Consider the following 24,738-nt stretch of genomic DNA (forward strand, 5'->3'; position numbering starts at 1 on the left):
TTCAACGGCTTTTTATTTGAATAAAAATTGGAGTTATAGCACTAATGATTTCGTCACTTTTATTCATTTATGACATAGGGTGACGTAATTAAGGTCTACAATGGAGGGGTAGATTAACGGGAGGAGTTACGAATGTATGGGAAGAAGAATCATTTTAGATTTAGCCGTGACTTTAGATAGTTTTATTGAAGGGAAAAATGGTGAAATTGATTGGTGTATTATGGACGCTGAGATGGATTTTACTCATTTTTTAAATCAAGTGGATACCATTTTGTATGGAAGAAAAAGTTATGATTTATGGGGACAATTTACCCCGGAAATAGAACATACGAATTCAGAAAAAGAATTCTGGGAATTGGTTCATAGTAAAGAGAAGTACGTGTTTTCCAGGACGCAAACGGGGACAGATGATAAAGCAATATTCATAAATGATAGTATTGTTGAGGAAGTAGAAACATTGAAGAATAAGCCTGGTAAAGACATCTGGTTATATGGCGGAGCAAGTCTGATCACAACTTTTATCCATTTAGGACTTGTTGATGAATTTAGATTATCTGCTCACCCTGTTGTATTAGGGGAAGGTAAACCACTATTTGTGGATATCAAACAAAGGTTGAATTTGAAATTGGTTAATACAAGACCATTTTCTTCAGGTGTTGTACAATTAATTTATCACTTTGATGGGAAATAAGAATGTTACCTTTTTTTGCATGGGGGATGATGGTGTATGGGGCACAGCCGGGTAGAGGGTCTGGTCTGGCAATGGGATCATATTTGGGAGAAGGAAGAATGGATCGTTCCGGTGTCTACCGTGTTGGAGGGCATACCAGCGGCGGCAGCCGCATGGACACCACAAGGGGGAGGTAACTCGATCTGGGAGACGCTCTTACATATGAATTTTCATAATGAACGCAGGCTGCTTCGGCTGAATGGAGCCCAGCTCGGACCGCCGGCTATCTCCAATGAGAAGACGTTCCAAGGCAGTATAGATCCAGAAGATGAGGCGGAATGGAAAGCGTTGGTGAATCGAGCGAAGCGCGTGGCCTCGGAGCTGCGTGATGCGCTTGACCGTTTGACGGAAGAGCAGCTGGATGCACCATATGCCAAAACCGAAATTACGCTCGGGCAAGAATTGCTCAATTGGATCATGCACGATGTGTATCACGCAGGACAGATCGTTCTGATTCGGAAGCAGCTAGGGGTATGGCGTAAATCTTAATGATCAGCGCTTTCTGATAAATTGTTTGTCAGAATGCGGAGGGGTTCGGTCACTATCCGAAGACAGTTCATAGGCAGTACATAAAGCCATCCATTAACCTGGGTGGCTTTTCGCATCTGTAATAATCTTTTGCCGAACAACACATCATAACTAGGAGGAAAAGGAAAGTACTTAGGAGGAACTTAGGAGCCAACTATGAAAAAACCGATTGAAATGATCACTCACCCTCCATTCAACCCCATTCACGATAAAGTTTATCAACCATTGGAATTGCTTAAACACTTTGACCCGGACAATGCGCTGAGTGTAACGGCTACGCCCGATTTTCAGAACTATGTATATTTTCAGCAACAAGGACGTACTACCATCTTGGACCCTTACGCTGCGATGATGGAAGCGTTACATGACGCTTCAGTTGTGCGGGGAATGAATGCATTCCTGGCAGCGGAGGTGCAGACAGGGCGGCGTCCTGTCGGAATCATGGGAGGGACCCGGGAGCCACGTGGCAGCAAGACATATCGCGAGATTGCGCGAATTGCTCAGTTGCTTTCTGAATCCGGCTTTATCGTCGCCAGCGGCGGCGGCCCGGGCTGTATGGAGGCAGCCCATCTTGGTGCACTTTACGCGGGACGTTCCGCAGACTCGCTTACTTCCGCCATTGATAGATTGGCAGATGGATCATTTACCGAATTGCCGCAGAACATGGAGAATGTCCTCGTTAAAGAAAAAGAAGGGACGACGTGGGCAATCGATGAAGATATTGCACGTGAACTTCACGCATGGATGCTTCCCGCTTGGAAAATTGCTAAAGAGCTGGAGGGTCAACTCACACCAATCAATTACAGTTTGGCAGTGCCGACTTGGCATTTCGGTCATGAACCTTTTACGCCGCTTACGACCCATGTTGCGAAATATTTTCTTAATAGCATAAGGGAGGATGTCCTCCTGACGCTGGCTTCATGCGGTATCGTTTTTTCTGAAGGGCGGGGAGGCACAATCCAGGAAGTGTTTCAGCGGGCGGAACAAATCTATTACCGCGACAAGAAAAATAACGCTCCGATTACCTCAATGGTGTTCCTTGACAGCAAATTTTGGACACTGCCAGAAGCCCCAGATGGCAAGGTCCACATGCCAGTAACGGATTTACTTCAGCAACTCTTCGTTGGTACGAAGAACATGACAATGAGGGAATACAACCGCTATGTTCGCTTTGTCGATGATGTTGATGAAGTAGTGAACATCATTATTGAAAATGCGCCGTCTGATGACCAGGTGGTGCAAAAACTCACCAAGATCGGCATCAACTGTATCGACCCTGAGCTCATGGCCTGAAGGGCTAAACACTTTTATTGTAGAAGAAGCCGCTCTCTCCTGATTGGAGGGATCGGCTTTTTTATTACAACGGATCAAGTTTTAGTTCAGAAACACAAGCTATGCAGTATATATAATGAATGACTCACGTATAAGGAGGGGAGATGAGTAAGAGGAACTACCGTGTCAACTGTACGTTAATTTCTTAGATCGATAAAATTTAGAAGAGGTGATTGGTTTGTCACAAGCGAACATCCCGAACATTACACCTACGATTAGTCTCACAATTGACCAGACGGTAGCCTTACTGTTAGGCTCCATAGCACTTGAAGAGCTGGCCCTCGCCCATATCATAAATGCTGAGGCAGAGAAGATCCAATTCGTACTGGGAACACTAAAGCCTGGTGTCACCTCACATGCTACCTTAGCTGATTTGTTGGCAATTGATAATAGTGTTCGCAAGACGCTACAGGAAGTGGTCCGAAAAGAAGTTCTGCTACAGCAGAAGTTGGAAGGGGTTTTACCGCTTGTGCCTGTAGTTTAAAAATAAATTATGAATGAACGTGGTAGGGATACTGATGCGGACTAGTCCCTACCACGTTTTTTATGACTTCATTTTTGGAAAAGCTCATGGATAAAATACCCTGTACATATACATCATTGTACATTAGGAAAACAGGTTCTACTCTTCAAGTCAACAGAAAGGGGTAAAACCTCGCAAGAAGCTATACGCACGGTAAGAATACTGTTAAGGACTATATCGAATAGAGAGGAATGAACAAGATGAGTATGCCGAATGTTCCGGATATCAAGCCGGAGATCGTTCTGAAGAGACCGGAGGTTGTTAATCTTCTCCTCACTTCTATCGCTCTGGAGGAGATCAGCCTGTCACATATTGTGAATGCGGAAGCAGAGAAGCTGCAGAAGGTGATCCAGGAGCATTGCTTCAGTCTGCAAGATGCGCTTGCAATCAATGACAGTGCCGAGCGGACATTAAGGACGGTAATCAAGAATCAGATGCTGCTGCATTTCAAGCTGGAAGATGTAGTGAGGTTGGAGGAACAGCGTGTGTTTATAGAGGAATTCATCGAAGAATAATAAAGTTTTTTGAATTTTCAGTTCAGTTGATCAAGCCATGCAGCATATAAAAATTAACAGAACGAAGAGGAAGAGCAATACTGCTCACTACAGTATTATCTTCCTGTCGTTAGTAATGAAGTTTCACCAAAAAAATGAATGAGGTGATTAGTTTGTCACAAGCGAACATCCCGAACATTACACCTACGATTAGTCTCACAATTAACCAGACGGTAGCCTTACTGTTAGGCTCCATAGCACTTGAAGAGCTGGCCCTCGCCCACATCATTAATGCTGAGGCAGAGAAGATCCAATTCGTACTGGGAACATTGGGGCCTGGTCTTACCCCGCCAGCTACGTTATCTAATCTGTTGACCATTGATGATAGTGTGCGTAAAACACTACAAGAAGTTGTGCGTAAGGAAATTCTACTGCTGCAGAAACTGGAAGGCGTCGTGCCGCTTGTGCCAGTAACTACGACAACACCTTAAAAGTCAGAAAAGTGGATTGGAAGAGCGTGATGAGTGCTGATGAGAATCAGACCCGCCACGCTTTTTTTTTATGATTTTTTTCGGAAAAGCTCATGGATGGAACGACTCGTACATAGATATGATTGTATAATACCCGCCCGGCTTAGTAACCATCATATGCAGATGCAGCCGTTTCGTGCATCCGGCATCATGACGGGAGTGATAGTAGCAGAAAGGGATGAACAAGATGAGTATGCCGAATATTCCGGATATTAAGCCTGAGATTATTTTAAATAGGCCCGAGGTTATCAATCTTCTCCTTACGTCCATTGCTCTGGAGGAGATCAGTCTGTCACACATTGTCAATGCAGAAGCAGAGAAGCTGCAGAAAGTGATTCAAGAGCACTGTTTCAGCCTGCAAGATGCACTTCAGATTAATGACAGTGCCGAACGGACATTAAGGACGGTAATCAAGAATCAGATACTGCTGCATTTCAAGCTGGAAGATGTGGTGAGGCTGGAAGAACAGGTTGTGTGTGTGAAGGAGTGCATGGAAGAATAGGGGTGAAGGAGGAGAAGCATGGAGATCAAAGGAATCACGTCAATCCGCTCTGTTCCTGCAAAGGACGAAGCTGTATCTCATCTGATTGAATCCATTGCATCCGAAGAAAAAGCCCTATCAAGACTGCTGGAGACGAAAGCGGAGCAGATCCGTGTCTTCTCCAAGCAAAATCAGGACCAGAAGAGCAGTTCTACAGCAGCAGATACCATTCAATTCAACAAATCGATTACCCAGTTCATGGACTCTGTTGTGATGTCTGAATGGATGCTGCTCAAAAAGCTGGAGACTGTGCTTCAACTGGATCAGGAAAAATGGAAAGGTTATTCTCAGGAAAAAAGCCGTAAAGAACTGAGAAATTTAGAGGATATGCAAGATATATATTGGGAAGACGGGTGTATTTTCGATGATGATTGGAAGTAGCATGCAAGGTGGAGCAGAAGGACAACAAATCGGGTAAGAAAAGGGTGGAGACTGTGAAGAATAAACCCGGGCTGAACGATCATAATTCTCTTAAGCAAATGACAGCCTCCGTCGTTCACATTTGCACTGGAATCATAGATAGAACAAGAGCAGGCACAGATAAAGAATATAGGCAGCTTGAATTTCAGATGATGAACATGTTTCACACACTCGTTCAGCTTCATATTCAAGCGAAGCGAAAGCAGATTGCCATGGATTATATGGATGCAACCGCTGGATTGAGCGATTACAGGGATGATCAGCTTAGCGGCTCTGCCCTTGAGCATACCCACTTGCCTGAGCTTTACACCTTTATGGAAAAGCTGCAGCAAAAGCCGTTACAGAACTCGTATTGTATGGAGCGTGTGTTCGAGAACCTTGACTATTTGTCCACATGCTACGCTCCTCAACCAGACGTGCATGAACAGCCACAAGCGCAAGTAGAAGCTCTCATTGAAGAGCAGACGGCAATTCAAGCAAAAGATCAAATAGAGCCTCAGACAGAAGCGCATATCGAAACACAGATCCGGTCTATTCATGAGGAGCCTGGGGATAATCAACAGATAGCGGACAAAAACTCTCCGGACCCTCAAGCGCCTCAAGAAGAGGATGATCTGAAGAATACCCAAGCTAAAGTGTTCAATAATCTGCGCATTGGAGTGAAAGAGAAGAGCAGGAACACAGCTTCTCCCTCTAATCGTGGAAAGCGTTCTCCAGCTATGCATCCTCCGGAAATTTTTGGTGAAATCAGTATTAGCATCGGCCAGACTCGTTACATTCGTTATCTAAAATCTTTCTAACGGAAGGTAAGGAAGAATAGGAGATGGAGGAAGATCAAGATGATGATCAAAGAAAACGAATCAGCCACACCTGTTCCTCCAATGAACGAAGCCATAACTCATCTGATCGAATCCATTGCATCTGAAGAAAATGCACTTTCCAGTCTCTTGGAGACGGAAGCCGGGCATATCCGCGCTTTCTGTGAAGATAAACTTGGTGAGGGCGGATCAACGGCAGGAGAAATTATCCAGTTCAACCATTCAGTTATCCAGTTTATGGACTCGTTCATGATGGCCGAATGGCTGCTGCTCAAAAAACTTGATACTGCTCTACAATTGGATCAGGGGGATAAGAATGTTGCTTCGGGACTTTACGAGGCACAGAACCGCAAACGCGATAATGTGAATGAAAAACATAAAGGGGACTACATGGAGTGGGATTATTGGGACCTTAACGACGGTTGGTAGTCTTAAAAAGGGAATGACAAATGTTCTGCATTTTATCATCCTGCCATAGAATCGCGCTTATTAGCTGTATTCGGCAGAGGTCAATTAGTGGAGCAGATAAGAGCGAGCTTATCTATTTATTGGCTTTCAATGCGGCTTCGTAGGACTTTGTGCTGTGGCTCGACTAGGGGATGAGATCAGGGTGATCGAACGACGGAAGTTCAGTAGCGTGCCATACATACACGATGCAGATCATGTATATACTGCTCTATAATTGAGCTTCTCCTGTGGGAGGGGCTTTTTGCCTTTTGCCGAGTATTTTGTCACCTAAATTCTTGAACAGCATAGTATAACTGAGAAGAATGAAGGTAATAAGGGAGGGTGACGTTGGTGTCACAAGCGAATATTCCGAATATTACGCCAAGTATTACCGTAACAAGACAAGATGCGTTGAATCTGTTGTTGGCGTCAATTGCGATCGAAGAACTGGGTCTGGGTCACGTTATTAATGCCGAGGCTGAGAAAATCCAATATGCGATAGGTACTTTGCCGGGTCTCAGCGTTCCGGCAACCATCGACGATTTGCTTGCGATTAATAGTAGCGTAAAAAGTACAATGACGGAGCTTATCAAGAAAGAGCTACTGCTGGCTACCAAATTGGATAGCGTTCTTGCAGCACCATCGCTTCTCGGCCCGACAGGGGCAACAGGCCCAACAGGGCCAGCAGGCGGACCCGTTGGTCCTACAGGGCTAACGGGCGCTACGGGCACAACAGGCGCTACGGGCACAACAGGCGCTACGGGTGTAACTGGAGCTACAGGAGCTACAGGAGCTACTGGGGCTACTGGGGCTACTGGGGCTACTGGGGCTTCTGGAGTTACTGGGGCCACCGGACCAACAGGACCAACAGGACCAACGGGACCAACGGGAGCTACTGGAGCTACTGGAGCTACTGGAGCTACCGGAGATACTGGGACTACAGGAGCTACTGGGGCCACCGGACCAACAGGACCAACGGGAGCTACCGGAGCTAGTGGTGCTACTGGGGCTACTGGGGCTACAGGCTTGACAGGCGTTACAGGTCCAACTGGAACTTTTTCTGGTGTCCACGGTTCATTTACAAATGTCACTACCATCGGACCGTTTATCCCTTCCGGTGTCATGACTTCTGGAACTATTATTCCTGTGACTGGTGCAAGTGCAGCACCTATAAACACTCCTGGAGCATTTACATTAAATCTAGATGGTTCCGTTACCGTAAATGTAGCTGGTATTTATGAAGTATCAGCAATGGTCAATCTCGCTGCAGAAAATTCTGGAACTTTTGGAATACAGGTCAATGGGGGAGGGATAGCAGTACCGTTTTTAAATTCTTTTGGTAATGCAGGAAACATAAACGGAACAACGCAACTTAATCTAACTAATATTCTTAGTCTAGCAGCAGGAGACCATGTTTCAATTGGTTTAATCTCTAGTAACTTACCGACAGTAACCCTATCATTTGCACCAAATGGTATAAGTGGTTCTAATGCGTCTTCACTAACATTTGTACAGATAGGGTAATCTTCAATCCATACTGACGCCTGAAGAAGTCGCACTCGTTGTCCAATCGGTTGGCTATGTGGACACGGCTCGAAAATTCACGGTTTACCACTTTGTATGTCTCTCTCAATAGAGCTTTACTGAGAGCCTTTGTGTTTGCTTATTCGAACTTGTCAACGAGTGTGGAAGAGGCTACGAACCATTTCGCCGTGGTGTAGTCCTCATCCTCACTCGTTTTTTCTTTGTTTAATTCAAAGAGTACAACAGTAAGAAAACTACAACAAACATTATCGCCTTGCGTTTACTTTTTTGGTCGCGTATAAGGATGTTTGACCGATGCCAACCCACTCGGAGGAGGCGGGTATCCCGGCAATAACAAGAGCCAGTTCATCGGGTATTATGAATTCGAGCCCGTCAGCCGATTCTCACGAAAATTAACCCTTATTAAGCTATACCAGCTAATAGCTTGTCAAGATTACCAGCAAAACAACTCGAGGACTTGTGTTATATTGATTAATAAGCATGCCAAACAACCCTCCAATTCGAGTTATATTGGAAGGTTATACCATCATTGTTTTGTTATGCTGGACGGAATGATTTCTTACTTTTTAAAATGGCATACAACCAATGAACTAACTTATTTGCACACGCCACTAGAGCCACCTTGTGAGGTTTTCCTTCAGCTCTTTTGCGTTCGTAAAACTCTTTTATCCGCGTGTTGCGAGAGCGGATCAGGCCACACTGTACCGCCATTACAAGTGCGTATCTAAGCTGCCTGGAACCACGTTTGGTGATTCGATTACGTGTCGCTGTAAATTTTCCTGAAGCAAAAACGCTGGGGTCTATTCCTGTAAAGGCAACCAGTTTCTTTGGATGATCAAACCTGTCGACTTCTCCAATTTCCGCTAAAATTGTTGCAGCAATTTTAGGACCAATACCGGGAATCGACTGGATTAAATCATACTCTTCAATCTTAGAAGCCAGGGCATCTATGGTCTGTTCCAACTCAGAAAGATGCTCTTGGTACTGAAGGATAAGGCTGATCAAGATCTTAAGATTAATTAAGTGGCTCTCATACATCGTTTGCTGAAATGGGTTTCGCTTTGCAGCTTCCATCAACCGTTGAACTCGTTCATTAATCCACCTCTCTGATCGTCCACGTTTTGAAGTTAGAAGAGCATTGATTTTGATTTTAAGCGTCTCTTCACTGACTTGTAGGACAGAGGATGAAGTCGGAAACTCAAGTAAGAAGCGAAGGGATGCGTTAGAATACATAGCCCCGAAAACACCTTTGTACGCCGGGAAAACCTGATCCAGAACGGCTTGGAATTGCAGCTTCGTCTGCACGCACATCTTAGAGAAGGACTCGTGTTGTCGCGTCAGATAACGCATATTAAGCAGTTGCACACCTCTTTTTTTGAATGGTTCGAATTCCTCCCTATAGTAAAGTTCACCCAGAAGATAAGCGTCAGCAGCATCCGTTTTCACTTTACGAAGATTGGTTTTGCGAAGTCGATTAGAAATGAGCGGATTGATAACGATAAATAAATAGTGATGTTCCTCTAGAAATTGAACAACAGGGCTTTGATAGTGCCCGGTTGCTTCCAGAATCATTGTAGGTCGATGCCCCGATTCATGTTCAATGTCATGAATAACTTGAAGCAATATCTCGAGACCATCCCGTGTATGTTCGAAATGGAATACCCCTCGGTATGGTTTTCCTCGATCTAAGAAAGCTTGTCCGTGGCTTTCTTCTTTAGAAATGTCTAGTCCTATAACAGGGTTCATTTTATCTCTCCTTGAAATAGATTTACCAGTAGCCCCCTATGAATCTCCTTGTCGCTCCACAGCATCGCATGTGATACGGGATCTTTGTCCCAACTAGCCTCAATCATGGTCATGACAAGTAGGGTGAACATTATAGCGCTCGGGATCAAGTCCCACGGGCAGGTACGTTCGCCCCGGCTACCCTAATCCTCGAAGCAAATTCAAAAAGGATCAACCAGAAAGAAATGGTTGATCTCATAATACGAACGGGCAGGATAGTTCAATCGTTTCTCGAATATACTTTGGGTTGGATAATTTTATAAAATTTGCGAAATTAACATATCCATTAGATACATAAATCTTATAAGTGCGGGTGATTCGTTTGAAGCAAGGACTCATTGTGTTGATGAACGGAACTTCAAGTTCAGGGAAGACAACCTACAAGAGAAGTAGATGACCAAGTTGTGGCACGAATAACTTTTGATCCCTTAAACTCACTGTACTATTCGAAAATTAAAAGATGAATCCAATAGAATGTGCCGAAAAAATATTAAGTTTTATTAAGTCCAATAAGGAGTACTCAGCATTTAAGAAATTAAGTAAAAGAAACGTTAGTGTTTCCTAGATGCAGAATAGTTGAATATACACAGCGGCAGCCGGTCATGATAATCATCCGAGGAAAGAAAAAAGAATCCTTGGCGAGAGAAGACTACTCCTTTGTGTCTGCTTCATTTTTATGGAGGTTACAAAATGATACGAGAAATTGAAGAGCAATTCACTGAAGAGATCCTTACCGAAGCAATAAAGCGATTTAACATTAATAGTGATACTGTTCGTTTATTGGGCGGTTATGAAAGCTTTGTTTATGAATATCAGAAAGACAATGCATTTTTCATATTAAAAATCACACATACAATTAGAAGATCAATAAATTATATACGGGGTGAAATTGAATTTCTAAATTATTTGTCGAATAAAGATCTGGCAGTTTCAAAAGCTATTCTATCGGCCGAGGGTAATATGGTTGAAGAAATTACTGCAGAAAAAGGTTCGTTCCTAGCCATTTCATATGAAAAGTCTCTTGGAAAAGAAGTGTCGGATGAAGATTGGAATGAATCGCTTTACGAAAAATGGGGAGAATTTCTTGGGAAAATCCATCATGCCACAAAGGGTTATGATTGGAGTAAGCCGGCGTTTAAACGACAAGCTTGGGAGCAAGAAGTTCAATTAAAGGTAGATAAATACCTGCCACCTGATGATGTAATGATACCAATTCTTAAAGAGAGATTAACAAAACTTACTCCTCTGCCTAAGTCCAAAGATACATACGGTTTGACTCATACTGATTTTCATCAAAGTAATTTTTATCTGCATAACGGAGACATTTATTTGTTCGATTTCGATGATTGCGGTTATACGTATTTCGTAAACGATATTGGGATTACATTGTATTATGCACTTTTTTATCCGTTTAAAGAATTTGAAAATAAAACGGAATATTTTAGGTTGTTTTTCCACCATTTTATGAAAGGATATCTAAAGGAAAATACAATCCAAGAAGAAGAAATAGCATATTTACAAGATTCTATTAAACTTCGTCATATATTGCTGTATGTTTATATTCATCAAGCAAACGATGTGTCAAATTTGGATGAAGAATCAATGAACAGGTTAAAAGAGCTGCAACGAGTAGCCGCTTCTGATGACCCTATGCTGCCGATTGATTTTGTTCAAGAATTTAAAAGCATTTATAATAGCATTCATTAACCTGGGAGCATCTCATTTTGCTAACGTAGGGGCTGATTTGCGAAGGGCAACCGTTTTCAGCCCAATAAGCCGCTGATCCGTGAGGAATTGGCGAGTATGCTCGCTGCTGTAATCGAACAGGAAAAGGGTAAAGGAGCGGGACGAGGCCTGATATCTTACAACGAACAATCAGACCAACAAAATGCTACAATTGTCGGGTGATAAGAACATTATCTCATTAATTGCCGCGTAAATTGCGGCATTTTATAATACAGGGGTTGAGATTCTGAAGCCGATTTCCTGTAAGTTAAGGAAATCGGCTTTTACTAATTTAGGTATTTATTTTCCTAGCTTTCATCTATGAGCATTTTGCTTAAGCTCCTCAAGCTAGTTCGTACTCTTTTTTTACTCTATGTCTGCACTGAATTACCAAATTACCATCTCGGATCCAGGAGACTTATAAAATAACTAAAAATATCTTAAGCATCAAATTTAATCTCTTTGAGCAATACGATAGTCTATACTAATATCACCACCATCAGGCGTTGGTACAGCTTTAAATTTATATTCTCTACTTAAGGAACCAACTGGAGCACTAATGTGGCCACTCTTACCTGGTGCGAGAGTTCTTTTCTGATCACCATTAATTGAGATTCTCACGCTTACATTCCCAGTATTTTTAATCCAGAAGTTCACTTTTGCCCCATTACTCTTTTTTAATGGGAATGAATCCTGAAATTCAGTTCCTGAAGAACTGCCACTTTTAGCTGCATAATCTTTCGACGAACTTTTAGTCGACTCCGCAAAAGCAGGTATATTACTTGTCCCAGCAATTAGACAAACTACCAGAGCAGATGATACTACTCCTTTGAAAACGGACTTAAGATTCACGATCAAGCACTCCTTATTAAATTTATTTGTAGCTATCCCGCCTTGAGATAGTTACTTTTTAAAATTACATGTCTGTACATTCCTATGTCCGTAGAGGTAGTGCCGTAACGGAGTGCCTCTATTTGTGCTGTCTGTCAAATAAGATCGAAACAGGCTAAACAGTTACAATTTTAATCCTATCAACAGAAATCCTCTTCTGTAATATTTTTGTATTCATTCATATTATATATTAGATATAATAATATAGTAAAAAAATACCAGGCTGAACTTTTTTAGATCTGGATTTTGCAAAATTCGATTCCGGCTACTGATTGAGAAGAAATCTATTCTAGTTAGCAAGTGAGCAAACAGGAGAAAAGATAACTTTATAGTAGGAGTGTGAGATATGAAAAAAACATTATTGGTTTGTATTATGATAATGCTGATGCTAGCAACGGCTTGTGGAAATGTTGAAACGACATCAAATCCAAATACTTCTAGTGAGCCTAAACCTGAAACGGAAGAGTCTATTATTCCAAAAAACACATCCGATTGTCTTAATGCAGAACTTATAAATTTGGATAGCGAAACTGAGAAATATTTCTATGGAACTTGGAAAGTTGAGAAGCATTTAGGATTTGCAAATTCATATAATGATGCTTCTGAATATCCAACAGGGCAAAAATTTATTGGAGATGAAATTATAATCAAAAAAGACTTTTTTTCATCAAAAGGGCTTAAAAACTATAGTAATTATCAATATGAACTAAAAAATCCACTATATGAGATCACAGCGACATGCTATAACTCTGACTCTTTTTATAGATTATACAAAATAGATATCCCAGACTTAAATATAAATGATGAAGTAAAAGCAATAATTATAAGTGACCCTTCTACAAAAATGAGCATACCTGTAGGTTTAAGCTTTTTAGCTGTTAATAATGATAGGCTTATCTTGTTATCAGAGGCAACTATTTTTGAGCTTAAAAAAATTACTGATTAAATGAATTAAGGTTATGTAATGAGCGCTGTGCTAATAGAGCGGTAATCTATTTACATGGGACACGAGTCAGACAATCGTTCACCGGCGCGCCCGATAGCTGACCACATCTGATTATTGTAGGATTACATTTAGCACGACACTGCTGCTAGCTAACCAGATCCGAATCCGCATATTGTTATATCGGAAGAGGAAAGGGGGAGGATATCCGGCATTCTACCAGTTCCAGTATTCTTGTCCCTGACAGATAATTAGACGATCTAACCATTCGGTAAAGGTAAGCGGAATTGGAATGGCGTCTTCAATATGATCCATTGCGTCTAAAAAGAACAGATATGGTGTTTCTCCCTGCTGACATTTCACAGAATCAATGCATATTGCTCCAATCCGATGATCTGTCCAAGCAATTGGATAACAAATGGACGGGATCTGCTCGTATGTCTTGGATATTAGTAATATTTGTTCTAGACTCAATAGTTCAGTTCCCCCACCATAGTAGGGATGCTGAAATAAAACTGCCCCGTTATGTTTCAAAAGAAATTGCTTATAATCCTCTGGAAAGTGCCAATCATTATCCTGTAAGAACTTATTAACTTCTATCGCACTTACTGGATCTTTCCAGGTGCATTCCAAAGGCCCCTCACCAAGCCCTGGAATAAGTCGTTGGAAAGTGTGATCGGGAGAAGCATTCCGTTTAAGGAATTCTATCAGATCCAATACATTTGAACCCATACAAAATCCCACCCTCGTTACAATGAATAGCTCAGCCACCATGCTCCACAATGGAATAAAATTAGACATAGTGTCTTGTCCATTATACTTGAGTGGACGCATATGGTGAATCTGTACATCAGTCCATTTAAATTTAGTTGGTTTACCCCAGTTCTTTTCATAATATTCTATGAAGTCATCTCGATAATACCAGACTAATAAGAGGGATATTTAACCCCTTATTTATTAAGGAGCATTGGATCACTGATTACGCGAGATTCGGGTACCGGCGGTGTGCCCAGCTCCTGCAGCTCCGAGCACCTGGTTGCTTCCCGACGAAGCCGGGAAAAGATCGACGCCGGTGAGGTAGTCAAGCAAAGCGGGCTGCTTGCACTTAGTCGGTCTTTAGAGTAGGAGCGTTTGAAGTCGATCGAACAGAACCCATATGGAGCTTGAGGGAAGAGAGCGTCAGCAAATCGGGTTATCTGGAAATATCTTCATCCCGAGTACTACGAGCTCTATTTGCTAACTTTTACTGCTTCCAGGTCCCCTTTGAAATGTTTGAAGAGAATATAGTTGCAGGGGACAAGCGGAAAAGAGAAGAGGTGGTTTCATATGAATAGAGCATTGCCGGAAGTCCAAATTTGCTGCAGTGACTGCTCTGCAACACTAGAGCTACACGTGAGTTATATAAGTGCATTCTAATAAAATGCTGAACCCAAAGTCATATCCATGACTTAGGCTCAGCATTTTAAAGCTGTCTCAAACCCGTTAAACCGGGCAGTTATTTACAAGCATGGAGTCTATTCGGATTCAGAACGAGGAAATCACCGGGCAGCTCGGACAGCTTGGCAACCAGTTCATCCATACCGGACTCCAGTTTGAATTCCATTTCCTCCCGGTAAAGCGGAACCAAGAAATAAACCTGAACCTGATTGCCATCTTTCGTATGGACTGTGCTGACCTCTTCCGGCAGAGCAAACAGGATCACGCCAGACAGCTCAGTGTTTGGCGCATATGGCTCGTAATCCTCCGTGTTGGGAATGGTATGCCCGTATCCAAGCCACGTCTGATACATATGCGGGAACCGAGCAAGCATCTTCATCAGCCGGATCGGCCAGTAGTTCTCCTCCGCTTCAAAATCCTTTTGCGTAAGCGGCCAGTCCGCCGGCAAAAACATCATCAGCTCCGTGCGTTCAAGATGCTTGTACTCATGTCTGAAATCAGTTCATGGAACACGCCGGTTTCCCGGTTTGGAAAGACTTTATTAAAATGTTCGTTTAATTCTTCCATGTACAAAATTCCGGAGGGAGGCGTAAGCTGTCGCTCATCCGGAGCGTCATAGCCGTAAATTGTGGTGCCGTCTTCCGATTTACCTATTTCTTTGCCGCCAAACAGTTTTTTGAAAAAGTTCATGTCTTTGCGCTCCTCTGTAAGGGTTTTGAATTTACGAGCGAAATAAAGAATGCTGCGATTAAATTCCTGATTCTAGGAGGTTTGAAACCCCACTTGAAAGTATAACAAAAGGCATAGCCCCGGAGCGATGGGTCTGTCATCGGTAGATCACTCATCCCAATGAGAAGACTCGTTCTATTTCTTCACGCATCGCTTGACGGTTTTGTAGAAGGGCCGAATGGTGAAATGGACATTGGTTGGGTTTCCTACGATGCTGATTTGGAAAAACATTCGAAAGAAATTCTGAGTACTGCCGACACTGTCATTTGGGGACGTGGGACTTATCAGATGATGCACAGTTACTGGCCATCTGTGCCTTCGAACCCATCAGCTTCGCAGCATGAACGGAATCATGCCGAGTGGATCGAAAAGACAGCCAAAATCGTTTTTTCCACGACGCTGGAGAAAGTCGAATGGAATAATTCAAGACTCGTGAAAGAAGATGTCGAGGAAGAGATCAATAACCTCAAACAGCAGCCAGGCAAGGATATAGTCATCCTCGGCAGTCCTAGGTTTGCACACCACCTTATGCAGCTTGATTTAATTGATGAGTATAAAATTACGGTTTCTCCCGTCCTGATCGGTAAGGGATTGCCGTTATTCCAAGGTCTCAAAGAGAAGATTAATCTTAAACTAATCGAAAACAAGACCTTTGATTCTGGAGCCATAGGTCTCGTTTACCAAACGGTAAGATGACCTTGTCACTTAAGGTGATTACGCTTACGGGGAACGTTAGTGGAACGACAACAGCGGCAGTCTAAGACTTTGTTTTCATCAAACAGTGGGGAGCAGCAGAGGGCGGAGTACCAGCACAAACTAGTGAGCATGAGTAACCTAGATAAAGAAGGATGGGAGATTGGGATACCAAAAATAAAAAGGATATGGCCTCTCAATACGACATACTAAAGACAAAGAGACTAACCAAAGACATCAAAGGGATTATACCCTTTACTTTGGTAGGTCTCTATTTGTTTTGACAGTTCGTTGAATGAGATCGAACCGGCGGTGGCGGCGCTTGCTTTGGACACCGAAGCCATTTAGGAATCAAAAAGGGATATGACTTTCGAACATGTGATAGTCCATCCGCAATTCGGCGGATTAAATGTGCTCGAATGGTTGAGAAAGGAGCCGGTTCCCCAGGCGGATAACGTACCCGCCCCTCGGAAAGGTTAAAGCAGAGATTGGTAGATGAAGAAAGGCATATTTATTTTGAAAGCTGAATGGAACCAATTAATTCATTCAATTCGGACTGTAACTGCAGATGGAGGTTCTCTACGATTGAAAAATCTGTGGCCGCAACATAGTAGGCCTTAATTTTAGAATCGATGGCTTCGGCCTCCGCTAGATGTGAGGTGGCCTCTTTCATTTTTGCCGAGTAGCGTGCTTTGATACCGGCTATTTCGGCAGCATGGGCTTCATCTGTTCCAGGAGCTATAGCCCATGCATACATATCTAGGATCTCATCCCCGTCCTGATCTGGAAAGTATTCATGAGGAGCTGTACTGTCGAAGATAGCTGTTCCAAGTCTCGGGAATATCAGCATATCAAGACTGTTCGGATCAAAGCCGCAATGAAACACCTGGACTTCGATTCCTTTTGTTTCGGCAGCGGAGGCAAGCTTTTTCAGCAGAGTCGATTTGCCAGATCCCGCCCTTCCTTTAATGAAAATCCGTCTTTCCAGCTGAGCCGTCAAGCTTTGAATAAAATCGAAAGCCCCCCTCGGAGTCGCGGCTCCGAAAAACAAGTGACGCGGAGCCGTTGGCGAGTCGCTTTCATGTTCGGCGTATAATTCTTGAATCAAATCCTGCGCAATCTGATCGGCCTTTGAGAAATCCATGTTTTCGATATAAATTTTTTCCCATTCGTCATGAATCCGCAATGCTGTTGCGAACGTTTCATACGTTTTTGAATAGGTCCTCTCAAGCTTGCCTCTAAGATCCTCTATCGTTATGTTGTGTTCCGGTAAAATAAGACTATTATCCAACGCTTCCCCGAAATGAACATAGATGATTTCACAGGCTCCGATATCAGAAATCCCCTTACAGACTTGCCCGTCGACAATACCAACCTTCAATTCCGTTAAAATAATGCCATCCAGTTCTTCGGGACGGAGAGGGGAGTGGAAGCATTGCACATGCAAGCCTTTATCCAGCAGACTATCCGCCAAACTTTGAATGACCGTCGATTTCCCCGTACCTTCGGGCCCTGTAAGGACGAATATCTTGTTTAGCCCATCAAATGCGGATTTATACAAGAAATGAGCTCCGCGTGCAGTGTTGCCTCGGGCAAAATAGTGAGATGATTTTAATGCCAACCTGAAACACTCCTTTGTGCCTATTCCGATTCGCAAAGATTACAGAATAAGCATGATTGGGATAAGTGCCTATTCAATTGTATATTCTGTATTGTAAAAAATGGTGTTCGTCCTCTCCCATTTTTTCGTTATTTGTTGACGGGACTACAGAAGATCCATTTTCACCCGGTATGATAACACCGGTTGTTTTTGTTAGACATGCACTCTGGCGGGAACGACCGTTGAATCAACCAGCGACACTTAATCTACTACTTTACTTTCTTTGTTCAATGATGGCTGAAGAGGGGGCTTACTGCTTCAATTTTTAGGTTGCGATTATTTAGCACATGATGGATTCGGATGTGACGCTGCAGCGTCGTCGATGCAGGTAAAATAAAACCCAATTCGGTAAGAGTAACAAAACAAAATGTATGGTCATTGGATTAGGCTTTGGAAATACCTGAAGCCGATGCTTATACAGATTCAGTCAAAGCAGACATCGTCGAAGCTAAGAAGCTAAACATTTCAGACGTGCCATTCTTCGTGTTTAATAACAAATACACCCTGTCAGGTACTCAGCCTGAGGAGGTTTTCTTAAATGTGTTGAACTCGGTCTGGGATGAAGAGAAGAAGCTTCAAGAATAGGAAGAAAAGAATGTGTCAGATGGTGATAATAGCTGCATTGACGGAGTTTGTAATGTGTAGTATTAGTCATCAATTCGTAGACGTCCTGAATCTGTTAATATAAAAATACTGTAAGAGCAAAAGAGCTTATATCCAACAGTGTAGTTGTTAGAAGAATATAAACCTGCCGGATTCATTTGAACTCGGCAGGTTTATTTAAATGCACAAATTTAACAATGAATAATCATTATAAAATTTCTACATACCAATAAATACATTTCTACTTGCGGGGCCCCAATTCGCCCCCATATAACCTGTCATTCCCTCAAGGCTAACAAAACAGGGTAGTACGGTATACAAAACACCTGACACTGCATTAACCCTAAACGTGATATGAAATCTCATATTTGAGTTATCAATTGGTGTAATCTGGGCCATATCTGGACGTATTGAGTTGGAAGACATGAGGGCATCACTCATTCCCACAGTTGCAATACCTGAAGGAGTTTCCATAGTACTCCTAATCCAGTAGTTTGAAATATGCGTTGCTGATCCTAAATCTGTCCGCTGATCATACGTAATTAGAATTTGATTTGCTGCACTCTGTGTTGCTTCCAAAAGAATTGGATGAGACATCATCTGGCGTTCATTTAGGGTATAAATCATTAATAATGACCTCCTTAAGTTAAATTACTCCACAACCTATACATTTTATGATCATTAAATTACTCATATTCCATTAAGTAAGCCATTAGAGTTAACTAGAGGAAAGGGGAGAACTACTGTACATAGCTTTTTACGCCAGCGTGCTGAAATTAAAAATGTGAAATATGGGAATCTAATGGGGTGAGGGTAAAACCTCGACAAATCGATTAAATCGTTATGTTATGATAGCCGACATAGATGACAGTTCATCATTATGTAAAGTAATATTTGAATGATTGTCTGTTGTCGTTGTGCTCATTAACAGTTTACCGGGCGGCAGCAGGGTTGGGGAACCCTGATCTGTACGTCGCTGGAAGGGGGAGTAGGGGGACAACTGGGGAAGTGGCTATCGCCCAAGCCAACGCCAGCATGCTGACATATACATAAAAAGAAGCACTCATATGAAAATGCAGATACGAATGTATACTCAGAAAGAGGATGAAGCATATGGCGGAGATTCCCAACTTTCCCCAAAGGCTTATGGATGAGCATGCCCGATGGCATATGAGCCATATGAATCGGGACGTGCGTCCGGGCGATGGCATTTCGTTCCTTCGGTTTCATCGAAGTTTTTTGAGAAAAGCCCTGCGATGGTATAAGGCCCAAGGGCTCAATCTCCAAAGAGTGACACCATGGTCTCGGATCCCATCGGCTGTCAAAGCCAACCCCGGCTGGGACAGCCAGCTACAGGAAGCCGAGGACCGTATCGTGGAGAGTATGGGCTCGTTCAAGTCCTCGGATGAACTGGGCCGGTTCCTGCTGACGTCCTCGCTCCACGACTCCATTCATGTCCTCGGCTCGGAGGTTTACGGAGACCCAGATTTCGGAGTCATCCATAGATCCCCTCGAAGCACCCTGTTCTATCGCTGGCATGGCCTGATCGAACGATGGTGGAGGAAGTACCAGCAGTTGAACAAGAGCAAAAAGACACAGACCAAAAAGACAAAAACCAAGAAGAAACAGACCAAGAAGCCTGCTCGGTGAGCGGGCTTCTTGGTCTGTTTAGCGGGCAGTGCAAATTGTCATTGAGAAGGTCGGGCCGGACGGGAGCGTGATAGACATGAATACTTTATCATCGTTGGGAAATCTCGTCTGAACATCGATCGAGTCTTTAAGCTCCCTCGGGAAACGATAGTTGAATGTACACCGATGCAGTCGGCATGTGATCATCCAGTGAAGTACACCAAAACACAATAATCAAGGAGCAAGATCCACGGAGATCTTGCTCCTTGATCTACATTTAGGGAAAGAAAAATGAATCTTGGCTGCGACGAAGACTCAAATGTGGGATAAACTTCATAAGAAGAAAAACAACTTAGTTAAAGACTGAACGTTTTTATCGTTCCGATATTCGAAGCAATGATGTAGCCCGAAGTGGAGGACGATTTGGATATGAGCTGCTTACTAATGCAATAACTGATGACATCAAATTGTTATTGGAAGAATATGTTATTATAAGTAAGGGAAAACGGGTATATAAAGATACATTGGAGTGGATTCAAGAACAATGGTCATATTATACAAAGAAGCATGATTATTGAAAACAGCTCCAATTGAGTTGTTTTTTATGGCCAGAATAGGGGCTTTGTCGAAAATGGACAAGAACATGGTACTATTGCAGATTTGATAATCATCGAATATGTGGGGTGGGAATTCATACCACATAAAAGTACAATTTGCTTGCAACGCCGATTCAGTGATTAATCCCTTAGGTTAACTCATTTAGCGTGGTCGTTCTAGTCTGTACTCGTTTTCATTATATTTAGAGGTGCTGAGGAAACTGTGTTCCTGAGGAACATAAGAGGGAAAGTTATGATGTGATAATACAAGCTTCATTGCCAGATGGAGTCGACACGTTCTGGGAGCTGTACAAAAGAATTCTGATGTAAAAAAGAAAGCTGCTGGCCCGATGCATTTAGCTGTATCAGGCCGATGGCTTAATTCTTGTGCTGCCATTGCCTCCAGAAACAAACTTTGGTTGATTAATAGCAATATCGGCTACAAAATATAAGAAATCCACACGATAAAAAAGGTTGCTATTAAATGCACTTATTGGCTGCGATAATAAGCTATCATTAGGCTGGGATTGAGTAGAGAAGATCTGTTCTACACGATTGGTATCGGTGTCAACTGAATAAAGAACGGTCTCTGATCCAATAATTTCTGCATCATTATAGGAATTCAAAAGACTATCAAAATCGACGTTTGACTCTGAAAGATCATCCGCTTCTTCAGACGATAATATTTTGTCTTGAACCAATTGTTCAAACTCAGATTGAAGAAAGGTCGACAACGTAAATTCAGAAGATAGTACCAATACCAATTAGGTAATTATTTCAAAGGGGCACATAGAGACAGTATTACGATTAGAAGTTTAACTAAATAAAGTTTCACTCTATATCAAAAAAATCAAGTGTCATTTTGGCCATTTCTTCTTTAGATTCCGTACAACCGCGTATAATCCACTTTTTTAGTATGCTCCATAACCCCGCAGCCATCATCGTTCTCCTATAATCTTTTTCTAATTCGCTATGATACTCTCCCTGAGTTCCTATGATATGTTCCATGGCTTCCAAGTAAATAACATATTGATCATTAAGAAGTCCAAATAATTGATTTTGAATTAAAATGTGCAGAAAAACTTTATGTTTTTCCCAAAATGTGAAATAGGCAAGGGGCATTTCATGAGGGCCTACGTTCTGATCACTAATATAATCTAAAAAGTCTTGAAACATCAAATCAATAATTGCGACGAGTACAGCTTCCTTGGATGTGAAGTTGCGGTAGAAGGTTTTTCTAACAAGTTCGGCTTTATCACAAATCTCTGTAATCGTGATATTGCTATAGGGTTTCTCCTGTAAAAGTTCAATTAAAGCATCGCATAACCATTTCTTTGATCGTTGCGCAATAGGATTAACGCGAGTAGACATGTCACAAATCACCTCTAATGTGTAACCTCTGTCACACTTATTGACTGCTTCATAGACATCCAATTATAATCTAATTCAACAAGTTACACAAGTGTGACATTTATGTATAGAGGAGGTATTTAGTATGAATAAGCTAGTGAATTTAGCACATACCAATGAAGATTACAAAAGATTAGGAATCACGAAAGAACCTGCTGAATGGGAAGATGGTATGAGGACAGATGGTCAAGCGGGAAGTTACGAATGGTGGTATTTTGACTCCGAATTTACAGATGGAACTAAAATTGTAGTCGTGTTCTTCACCAAGTATGAGTTCGACCTTAAAGGTGAGGCTTGCCCAACGATACGATTTGATGTGACATTGCCGGATGGAAGAAGCATTTCGAAAAAAATATCCGAAGAGAAGGGGAGTACAATTCGAGCTTCCAAAGAAACATGTGATGTGAAAATTGATAGAAGTAGTATCCAATATTCCAATGGCAATTATTTGATTCATTTTGTTGATGATGACATTGAATATCGCTGTACCATGAAATCTATCGTGCCCATGTGGAGACCCAAAACAGGACATGTATTTTTTGGAGAGAAACAAAAGGACTTCTTCGCATGGTTCGTTGCCCAGCCTTCTGCCGATCTGGAGGCCGTACTTACTGTGAATGGTCAACGCCGCGAATTAGTCGGTAACGGATATCATGATCATAATTGGGGCAACGCAGAAATGAATAAGCTCATCAATCATTGGTACTGGTGCCGTGCAACTATTGGACCTTATACCATAATCTCGTGCGATATCATTGCGGAGAAAAAGTATGGTTATACACGTATGCCTCTCATCATGATCGCTAAAGACGGTGAGATTCTGGATGATCGTGAGGAGAGTACGAAGATAGAACGTAAGGACACGATTAAACATCCCTTTACAAAGAAATTTATGGATAACCAATTGAAGTTTATTCAGTCATCTTACAATAACACTTCTTATCAAATTGAGTATCATCGGGAAACTGACATCGTTGCGGCTTCATTATTAGAAGGTATGAAACTTTCTGTACCTATGCGATTGGCAATAAAAGTATTGAGAATAAATCCAACGTATGTTCGATGTATAGGGACAGTAAAGCTGACAGTCAACGAGAATGGGAAGCAAGAGGTGTATCAGCAGGAAGGTCTATGGGAGCAGATGTTCTTTAGTTATATTAAAAACGCAATTATTCGTGAATAACAGAAGGAGACAAGTTCATATGAAAGTACTAATTATTTTTGACCATCCTTACACAGCAACGGCGTCAGAGAATATTCCTCATCAAAGAAGCTATTCAGCAGCATTATTGGCTGCGGCTACTAGAGGTCTTCATTCTGGTGGACACCAGGTAGATCTCATTGACTTGCACGCAGATGGATTTAATCCTGTGATGTCAGGAGAAGAACTGTCGGCGTGGAGACAAAAGAAAACCCTCGATCCTCTGGTAAAAGATTATCAAAAAAGATTGCTTGCAGCGGATCATATAATCTTTATTTTCCCAATATGGTGGGAATCGATGCCTGCATCAACGAAAGGCTTTTTAGATAAAGTGTTTGCCAAAGGAATCATTTATGAGGAACCTAAAAAAGGTAGACCCTTTGTTAGCGAGTTAAAAAGGCTTAAGGGTGTATCACTATTAACGGTAATGGCCACCCCAGGGTTCTTCTATAGATGGATATTTGGTAATCCTATTACTAAAATACTATTTCGTGGTACATTTCGGAAAATGGGGTTTCACAAGTTGAAATGGTATAACTATGCTGGTATGGATGGTCATACACTAGAAGTTAGAACGAAAGCATTAGAAAGAACAGAGAAACGCTTTGCATCACTTTAAATTTCTGGGGTTAAAGAGGTTTTTTTAATTAACTGACTAGGGAGCTTTGACAATCGGGTGACAAGGACTGATTCGTTTATCAATTAGATAATATTTAAAAAAGATATCTATCCGGGTCATGTTTCAGCATGTTTACGGTCTTATTAAGGTCAGGTGATGTACTTCACGGGAAACTTTTGCTTTTGAGAATCAAATGCCCCTCCTCTTTATTTTGCGGAAGGGGCCAAATTCAAAATAATGCTTTTATAATTTTGCGTCGATCTCCAGCTTGAAATCATTTGACTATACGGGAACATTTTTTCTTTTCTCTGAAGTCTCCGGCTAAAATCAAAAACAGACCTGACCATCGTCGTTTTAAACCTTTTTGCCGGGATGAAAAACGGTGTCAGGACGAAATGTTCATAGCAGTTTGAATGTTTTTCAGATCGAGCTGGATTTGCTCTGGAATATGGTAAGGATGGTATAAGCCATGCCGCATCATGTAAGTGGTTATCTTTTCATAAGAATCTATGGCCTCATCGAGCTGTTTCATCAAAATTTGCTTGATTTCAGGGGTGGCACATTCGGTCACGGCCATGGCGTAGTTTCTGACTCCGCTCTTGGCGTTCATCAAAAAATCCATTGCGATGACGTCATCGGTCAGCGTATGAAGCCCTGTCATGTGTTCTAATATTGGGTTCATTTTTTTATCTCCTATAAAGTCGTTTTAGTCAGCACTCCACCGAGCTCCTGAAGCTGCTGTTGTGATATTTTTACTTCTTGTTGCAAAATTTGTAAAAGATCTGGGTCGGTTACCAGTGTTTGCATGGTCTTGGATTTAGTCATGCAAACCGTCTTGAACGCAGCCATTTCATGAACCTCGAGTATCTCATGCAAAGCGTAATTGGAATTCATTCGGATTTCCTCCCA

29 protein-coding genes are annotated in these 24,738 nt (G+C 42.1%); 18 read left to right on the top strand and 11 right to left on the bottom strand.

Annotated features, from left to right (window positions below; translation table 11 throughout):
* Positions 1–136: 136 nt before the first annotated feature.
* The 11 genes from AC3Y23_RS10240 (at position 137) to AC3Y23_RS10290 (ending at position 7,887) form a co-directional block, all read left to right on the top strand.
* Positions 137–691: a dihydrofolate reductase family protein gene (locus tag AC3Y23_RS10240; RefSeq protein ID WP_379198298.1), complete on the top strand. Its 555-nt coding sequence runs from the start codon at positions 137–139 to the stop codon at positions 689–691.
* Between the two features lie 36 nt (positions 692–727).
* Complete coding sequence (locus AC3Y23_RS10245) at positions 728–1,219, top strand: DinB family protein (protein ID WP_379198300.1); 492 nt, start codon at positions 728–730, stop codon at positions 1,217–1,219.
* Between the two features lie 195 nt (positions 1,220–1,414).
* The gene (locus tag AC3Y23_RS10250) at positions 1,415–2,551 is read left to right on the top strand and encodes a hypothetical protein (RefSeq protein WP_379198302.1); all 1,137 of its coding nucleotides are present in this window, start codon (positions 1,415–1,417) and stop codon (positions 2,549–2,551) included.
* A gap of 217 nt (positions 2,552–2,768) precedes the next feature.
* The gene (locus AC3Y23_RS10255) at positions 2,769–3,074 is read left to right on the top strand and encodes an alpha-helical endospore appendage domain-containing protein (RefSeq protein ID WP_379198304.1); all 306 of its coding nucleotides are present in this window, start codon (positions 2,769–2,771) and stop codon (positions 3,072–3,074) included.
* Positions 3,075–3,313: 239 nt separating this feature from the next.
* Entirely contained in the window at positions 3,314–3,628 is a 315-nt protein-coding gene (locus AC3Y23_RS10260; RefSeq protein ID WP_379198306.1) for an alpha-helical endospore appendage domain-containing protein, read from the top strand.
* 152 nt (positions 3,629–3,780) lie between these two features.
* A complete protein-coding gene (locus AC3Y23_RS10265; RefSeq protein ID WP_379198308.1) occupies positions 3,781–4,098 on the top strand; it encodes an alpha-helical endospore appendage domain-containing protein in 318 nt (105 codons plus the stop codon).
* Positions 4,099–4,324: 226 nt separating this feature from the next.
* On the top strand, positions 4,325–4,639 hold the full coding sequence (locus AC3Y23_RS10270) for an alpha-helical endospore appendage domain-containing protein (RefSeq protein WP_379198310.1): 315 nt from the start codon (positions 4,325–4,327) through the stop codon (positions 4,637–4,639).
* An 18-nt stretch (positions 4,640–4,657) separates the two neighbouring features.
* On the top strand, positions 4,658–5,059 hold the full coding sequence (locus AC3Y23_RS10275) for an alpha-helical endospore appendage domain-containing protein (protein WP_379198312.1): 402 nt from the start codon (positions 4,658–4,660) through the stop codon (positions 5,057–5,059).
* Entirely contained in the window at positions 5,050–5,898 is an 849-nt protein-coding gene (locus tag AC3Y23_RS10280; RefSeq protein ID WP_379198314.1) for a hypothetical protein, read from the top strand. Before AC3Y23_RS10275 ends, AC3Y23_RS10280 begins: the two co-directional genes overlap by 10 nt.
* A gap of 39 nt (positions 5,899–5,937) precedes the next feature.
* Positions 5,938–6,345, top strand: coding sequence for an alpha-helical endospore appendage domain-containing protein (locus AC3Y23_RS10285; RefSeq protein ID WP_379198316.1), 408 nt, complete (start codon positions 5,938–5,940; stop codon positions 6,343–6,345).
* A 369-nt stretch (positions 6,346–6,714) separates the two neighbouring features.
* A complete protein-coding gene (locus AC3Y23_RS10290; protein ID WP_379198318.1) occupies positions 6,715–7,887 on the top strand; it encodes an alpha-helical endospore appendage domain-containing protein in 1,173 nt (390 codons plus the stop codon).
* A gap of 558 nt (positions 7,888–8,445) precedes the next feature.
* Here AC3Y23_RS10290 and AC3Y23_RS10295 read toward each other — a convergent pair.
* Positions 8,446–9,654, bottom strand: coding sequence for an IS110 family RNA-guided transposase (locus AC3Y23_RS10295; protein ID WP_379198320.1), 1,209 nt, complete (start codon positions 9,652–9,654; stop codon positions 8,446–8,448).
* Positions 9,655–10,383: 729 nt separating this feature from the next.
* On the opposite strand from AC3Y23_RS10295, the gene AC3Y23_RS10300 reads away from it, so the two are divergent.
* Positions 10,384–11,400 (top strand): phosphotransferase enzyme family protein, encoded by a 1,017-nt coding sequence (locus AC3Y23_RS10300; protein ID WP_379198322.1) that lies wholly within the window; start codon positions 10,384–10,386, stop codon positions 11,398–11,400.
* Positions 11,401–11,871: 471 nt separating this feature from the next.
* Here AC3Y23_RS10300 and AC3Y23_RS10305 read toward each other — a convergent pair whose 3' ends face one another.
* Positions 11,872–12,270 (bottom strand): hypothetical protein, encoded by a 399-nt coding sequence (locus AC3Y23_RS10305; protein WP_379198324.1) that lies wholly within the window; start codon positions 12,268–12,270, stop codon positions 11,872–11,874.
* Positions 12,271–12,655: 385 nt separating this feature from the next.
* Here AC3Y23_RS10305 and AC3Y23_RS10310 point away from each other — a divergent pair, with 385 nt between their 5' ends.
* Positions 12,656–13,255 (top strand): hypothetical protein, encoded by a 600-nt coding sequence (locus tag AC3Y23_RS10310; RefSeq protein ID WP_379198326.1) that lies wholly within the window; start codon positions 12,656–12,658, stop codon positions 13,253–13,255.
* Between the two features lie 213 nt (positions 13,256–13,468).
* Here AC3Y23_RS10310 and AC3Y23_RS10315 read toward each other — a convergent pair whose 3' ends face one another.
* The 3 genes from AC3Y23_RS10315 to AC3Y23_RS10325 all read right to left on the bottom strand — a co-directional run bounded on the left by AC3Y23_RS10315 (position 13,469) and on the right by AC3Y23_RS10325 (position 15,379).
* Complete coding sequence (locus tag AC3Y23_RS10315; protein WP_379198329.1) at positions 13,469–13,984, bottom strand: SMI1/KNR4 family protein; 516 nt, start codon at positions 13,982–13,984, stop codon at positions 13,469–13,471.
* A 763-nt stretch (positions 13,985–14,747) separates the two neighbouring features.
* Positions 14,748–15,146 (bottom strand): suppressor of fused domain protein, encoded by a 399-nt coding sequence (locus tag AC3Y23_RS10320; RefSeq protein WP_379198331.1) that lies wholly within the window; start codon positions 15,144–15,146, stop codon positions 14,748–14,750.
* On the bottom strand, positions 15,146–15,379 hold the full coding sequence (locus AC3Y23_RS10325; protein WP_379198333.1) for a hypothetical protein: 234 nt from the start codon (positions 15,377–15,379) through the stop codon (positions 15,146–15,148). The genes AC3Y23_RS10320 and AC3Y23_RS10325 overlap by 1 nt, the downstream gene beginning before the upstream one ends.
* A 159-nt stretch (positions 15,380–15,538) precedes the next feature.
* Between AC3Y23_RS10325 and AC3Y23_RS10330 the strand changes: the two genes are divergently transcribed.
* Positions 15,539–16,114 (top strand): dihydrofolate reductase family protein, encoded by a 576-nt coding sequence (locus tag AC3Y23_RS10330; RefSeq protein WP_379198335.1) that lies wholly within the window; start codon positions 15,539–15,541, stop codon positions 16,112–16,114.
* Positions 16,115–16,622: 508 nt separating this feature from the next.
* Here the strand turns inward: AC3Y23_RS10330 and AC3Y23_RS10335 are convergent.
* Entirely contained in the window at positions 16,623–17,732 is a 1,110-nt protein-coding gene (locus AC3Y23_RS10335; protein ID WP_379198337.1) for a PRK06851 family protein, read from the bottom strand.
* Positions 17,733–18,161: 429 nt separating this feature from the next.
* Between AC3Y23_RS10335 and AC3Y23_RS10340 the strand changes: the two genes are divergently transcribed.
* Positions 18,162–18,356 (top strand): DsbA family oxidoreductase, encoded by a 195-nt coding sequence (locus tag AC3Y23_RS10340; RefSeq protein ID WP_379198339.1) that lies wholly within the window; start codon positions 18,162–18,164, stop codon positions 18,354–18,356.
* Between the two features lie 237 nt (positions 18,357–18,593).
* Here the strand turns inward: AC3Y23_RS10340 and AC3Y23_RS10345 are convergent, their stop codons facing one another.
* Positions 18,594–19,001, bottom strand: a complete 408-nt coding sequence (locus AC3Y23_RS10345; protein WP_379198341.1) for a hypothetical protein — start codon at positions 18,999–19,001, stop codon at positions 18,594–18,596.
* 552 nt (positions 19,002–19,553) lie between these two features.
* Here AC3Y23_RS10345 and AC3Y23_RS10350 point away from each other — a divergent pair.
* The gene (locus tag AC3Y23_RS10350) at positions 19,554–20,024 is read left to right on the top strand and encodes a hypothetical protein (protein WP_379198343.1); all 471 of its coding nucleotides are present in this window, start codon (positions 19,554–19,556) and stop codon (positions 20,022–20,024) included.
* Positions 20,025–20,964: 940 nt separating this feature from the next.
* Here AC3Y23_RS10350 and AC3Y23_RS10355 read toward each other — a convergent pair.
* Complete coding sequence (locus AC3Y23_RS10355; RefSeq protein ID WP_379198345.1) at positions 20,965–21,363, bottom strand: hypothetical protein; 399 nt, start codon at positions 21,361–21,363, stop codon at positions 20,965–20,967.
* A gap of 67 nt (positions 21,364–21,430) precedes the next feature.
* Positions 21,431–21,970 carry a TetR/AcrR family transcriptional regulator gene (locus AC3Y23_RS10360; RefSeq protein WP_379198347.1) on the bottom strand — a complete coding sequence of 180 codons (540 nt, stop codon included), beginning with the start codon at positions 21,968–21,970 and terminating at the stop codon, positions 21,431–21,433.
* Positions 21,971–22,094: 124 nt separating this feature from the next.
* Between AC3Y23_RS10360 and AC3Y23_RS10365 the strand changes: the two genes are divergently transcribed.
* Positions 22,095–23,192, top strand: a complete 1,098-nt coding sequence (locus AC3Y23_RS10365) for a hypothetical protein (protein ID WP_379198349.1) — start codon at positions 22,095–22,097, stop codon at positions 23,190–23,192.
* Positions 23,193–23,211: 19 nt separating this feature from the next.
* The gene (locus tag AC3Y23_RS10370) at positions 23,212–23,829 is read left to right on the top strand and encodes an NAD(P)H-dependent oxidoreductase (protein WP_379198351.1); all 618 of its coding nucleotides are present in this window, start codon (positions 23,212–23,214) and stop codon (positions 23,827–23,829) included.
* Between the two features lie 385 nt (positions 23,830–24,214).
* Here AC3Y23_RS10370 and AC3Y23_RS10375 read toward each other — a convergent pair whose 3' ends face one another.
* Together AC3Y23_RS10375 and AC3Y23_RS10380 are read right to left on the bottom strand one after the other, a co-directional pair.
* On the bottom strand, positions 24,215–24,511 hold the full coding sequence (locus tag AC3Y23_RS10375) for a spore coat protein (protein WP_379198354.1): 297 nt from the start codon (positions 24,509–24,511) through the stop codon (positions 24,215–24,217).
* Positions 24,512–24,522: 11 nt separating this feature from the next.
* A complete protein-coding gene (locus AC3Y23_RS10380; protein ID WP_379198355.1) occupies positions 24,523–24,723 on the bottom strand; it encodes a hypothetical protein in 201 nt (66 codons plus the stop codon).
* Positions 24,724–24,738: the final 15 nt, after the last annotated feature.

Source organism: Paenibacillus sp. MAHUQ-45, from assembly GCF_058133325.1.

Bases quoted from the DNA above. Each gene is read 5' to 3' on its own strand.
- AC3Y23_RS10240 (WP_379198298.1), top strand. From the start codon at position 137: ATGGGAAGAAGAATCATTTTAGATTTAGCCGTGACTTTAGATAGTTTT.
- AC3Y23_RS10245 (WP_379198300.1), top strand. From the start codon at position 728: ATGGGGCACAGCCGGGTAGAGGGTCTGGTCTGGCAATGGGATCATATT.
- AC3Y23_RS10250 (WP_379198302.1), top strand. From the start codon at position 1,415: ATGAAAAAACCGATTGAAATGATCACTCACCCTCCATTCAACCCCATT.
- AC3Y23_RS10260 (WP_379198306.1), top strand. From the start codon at position 3,314: ATGAGTATGCCGAATGTTCCGGATATCAAGCCGGAGATCGTTCTGAAG.
- AC3Y23_RS10270 (WP_379198310.1), top strand. From the start codon at position 4,325: ATGAGTATGCCGAATATTCCGGATATTAAGCCTGAGATTATTTTAAAT.
- AC3Y23_RS10275 (WP_379198312.1), top strand. From the start codon at position 4,658: ATGGAGATCAAAGGAATCACGTCAATCCGCTCTGTTCCTGCAAAGGAC.
- AC3Y23_RS10285 (WP_379198316.1), top strand. From the start codon at position 5,938: ATGATGATCAAAGAAAACGAATCAGCCACACCTGTTCCTCCAATGAAC.
- AC3Y23_RS10295 (WP_379198320.1), bottom strand. From the start codon at position 9,654: ATGAACCCTGTTATAGGACTAGACATTTCTAAAGAAGAAAGCCACGGA.
- AC3Y23_RS10300 (WP_379198322.1), top strand. From the start codon at position 10,384: ATGATACGAGAAATTGAAGAGCAATTCACTGAAGAGATCCTTACCGAA.
- AC3Y23_RS10310 (WP_379198326.1), top strand. From the start codon at position 12,656: ATGAAAAAAACATTATTGGTTTGTATTATGATAATGCTGATGCTAGCA.
- AC3Y23_RS10315 (WP_379198329.1), bottom strand. From the start codon at position 13,984: ATGGGTTCAAATGTATTGGATCTGATAGAATTCCTTAAACGGAATGCT.
- AC3Y23_RS10320 (WP_379198331.1), bottom strand. From the start codon at position 15,146: ATGATGTTTTTGCCGGCGGACTGGCCGCTTACGCAAAAGGATTTTGAA.
- AC3Y23_RS10325 (WP_379198333.1), bottom strand. From the start codon at position 15,379: ATGAACTTTTTCAAAAAACTGTTTGGCGGCAAAGAAATAGGTAAATCG.
- AC3Y23_RS10330 (WP_379198335.1), top strand. From the start codon at position 15,539: ATGAGAAGACTCGTTCTATTTCTTCACGCATCGCTTGACGGTTTTGTA.
- AC3Y23_RS10345 (WP_379198341.1), bottom strand. From the start codon at position 19,001: ATGATTTATACCCTAAATGAACGCCAGATGATGTCTCATCCAATTCTT.
- AC3Y23_RS10350 (WP_379198343.1), top strand. From the start codon at position 19,554: ATGAATCGGGACGTGCGTCCGGGCGATGGCATTTCGTTCCTTCGGTTT.
- AC3Y23_RS10360 (WP_379198347.1), bottom strand. From the start codon at position 21,970: ATGTCTACTCGCGTTAATCCTATTGCGCAACGATCAAAGAAATGGTTA.
- AC3Y23_RS10365 (WP_379198349.1), top strand. From the start codon at position 22,095: ATGAATAAGCTAGTGAATTTAGCACATACCAATGAAGATTACAAAAGA.
- AC3Y23_RS10370 (WP_379198351.1), top strand. From the start codon at position 23,212: ATGAAAGTACTAATTATTTTTGACCATCCTTACACAGCAACGGCGTCA.
- AC3Y23_RS10375 (WP_379198354.1), bottom strand. From the start codon at position 24,511: ATGAACCCAATATTAGAACACATGACAGGGCTTCATACGCTGACCGAT.
- AC3Y23_RS10380 (WP_379198355.1), bottom strand. From the start codon at position 24,723: ATGAATTCCAATTACGCTTTGCATGAGATACTCGAGGTTCATGAAATG.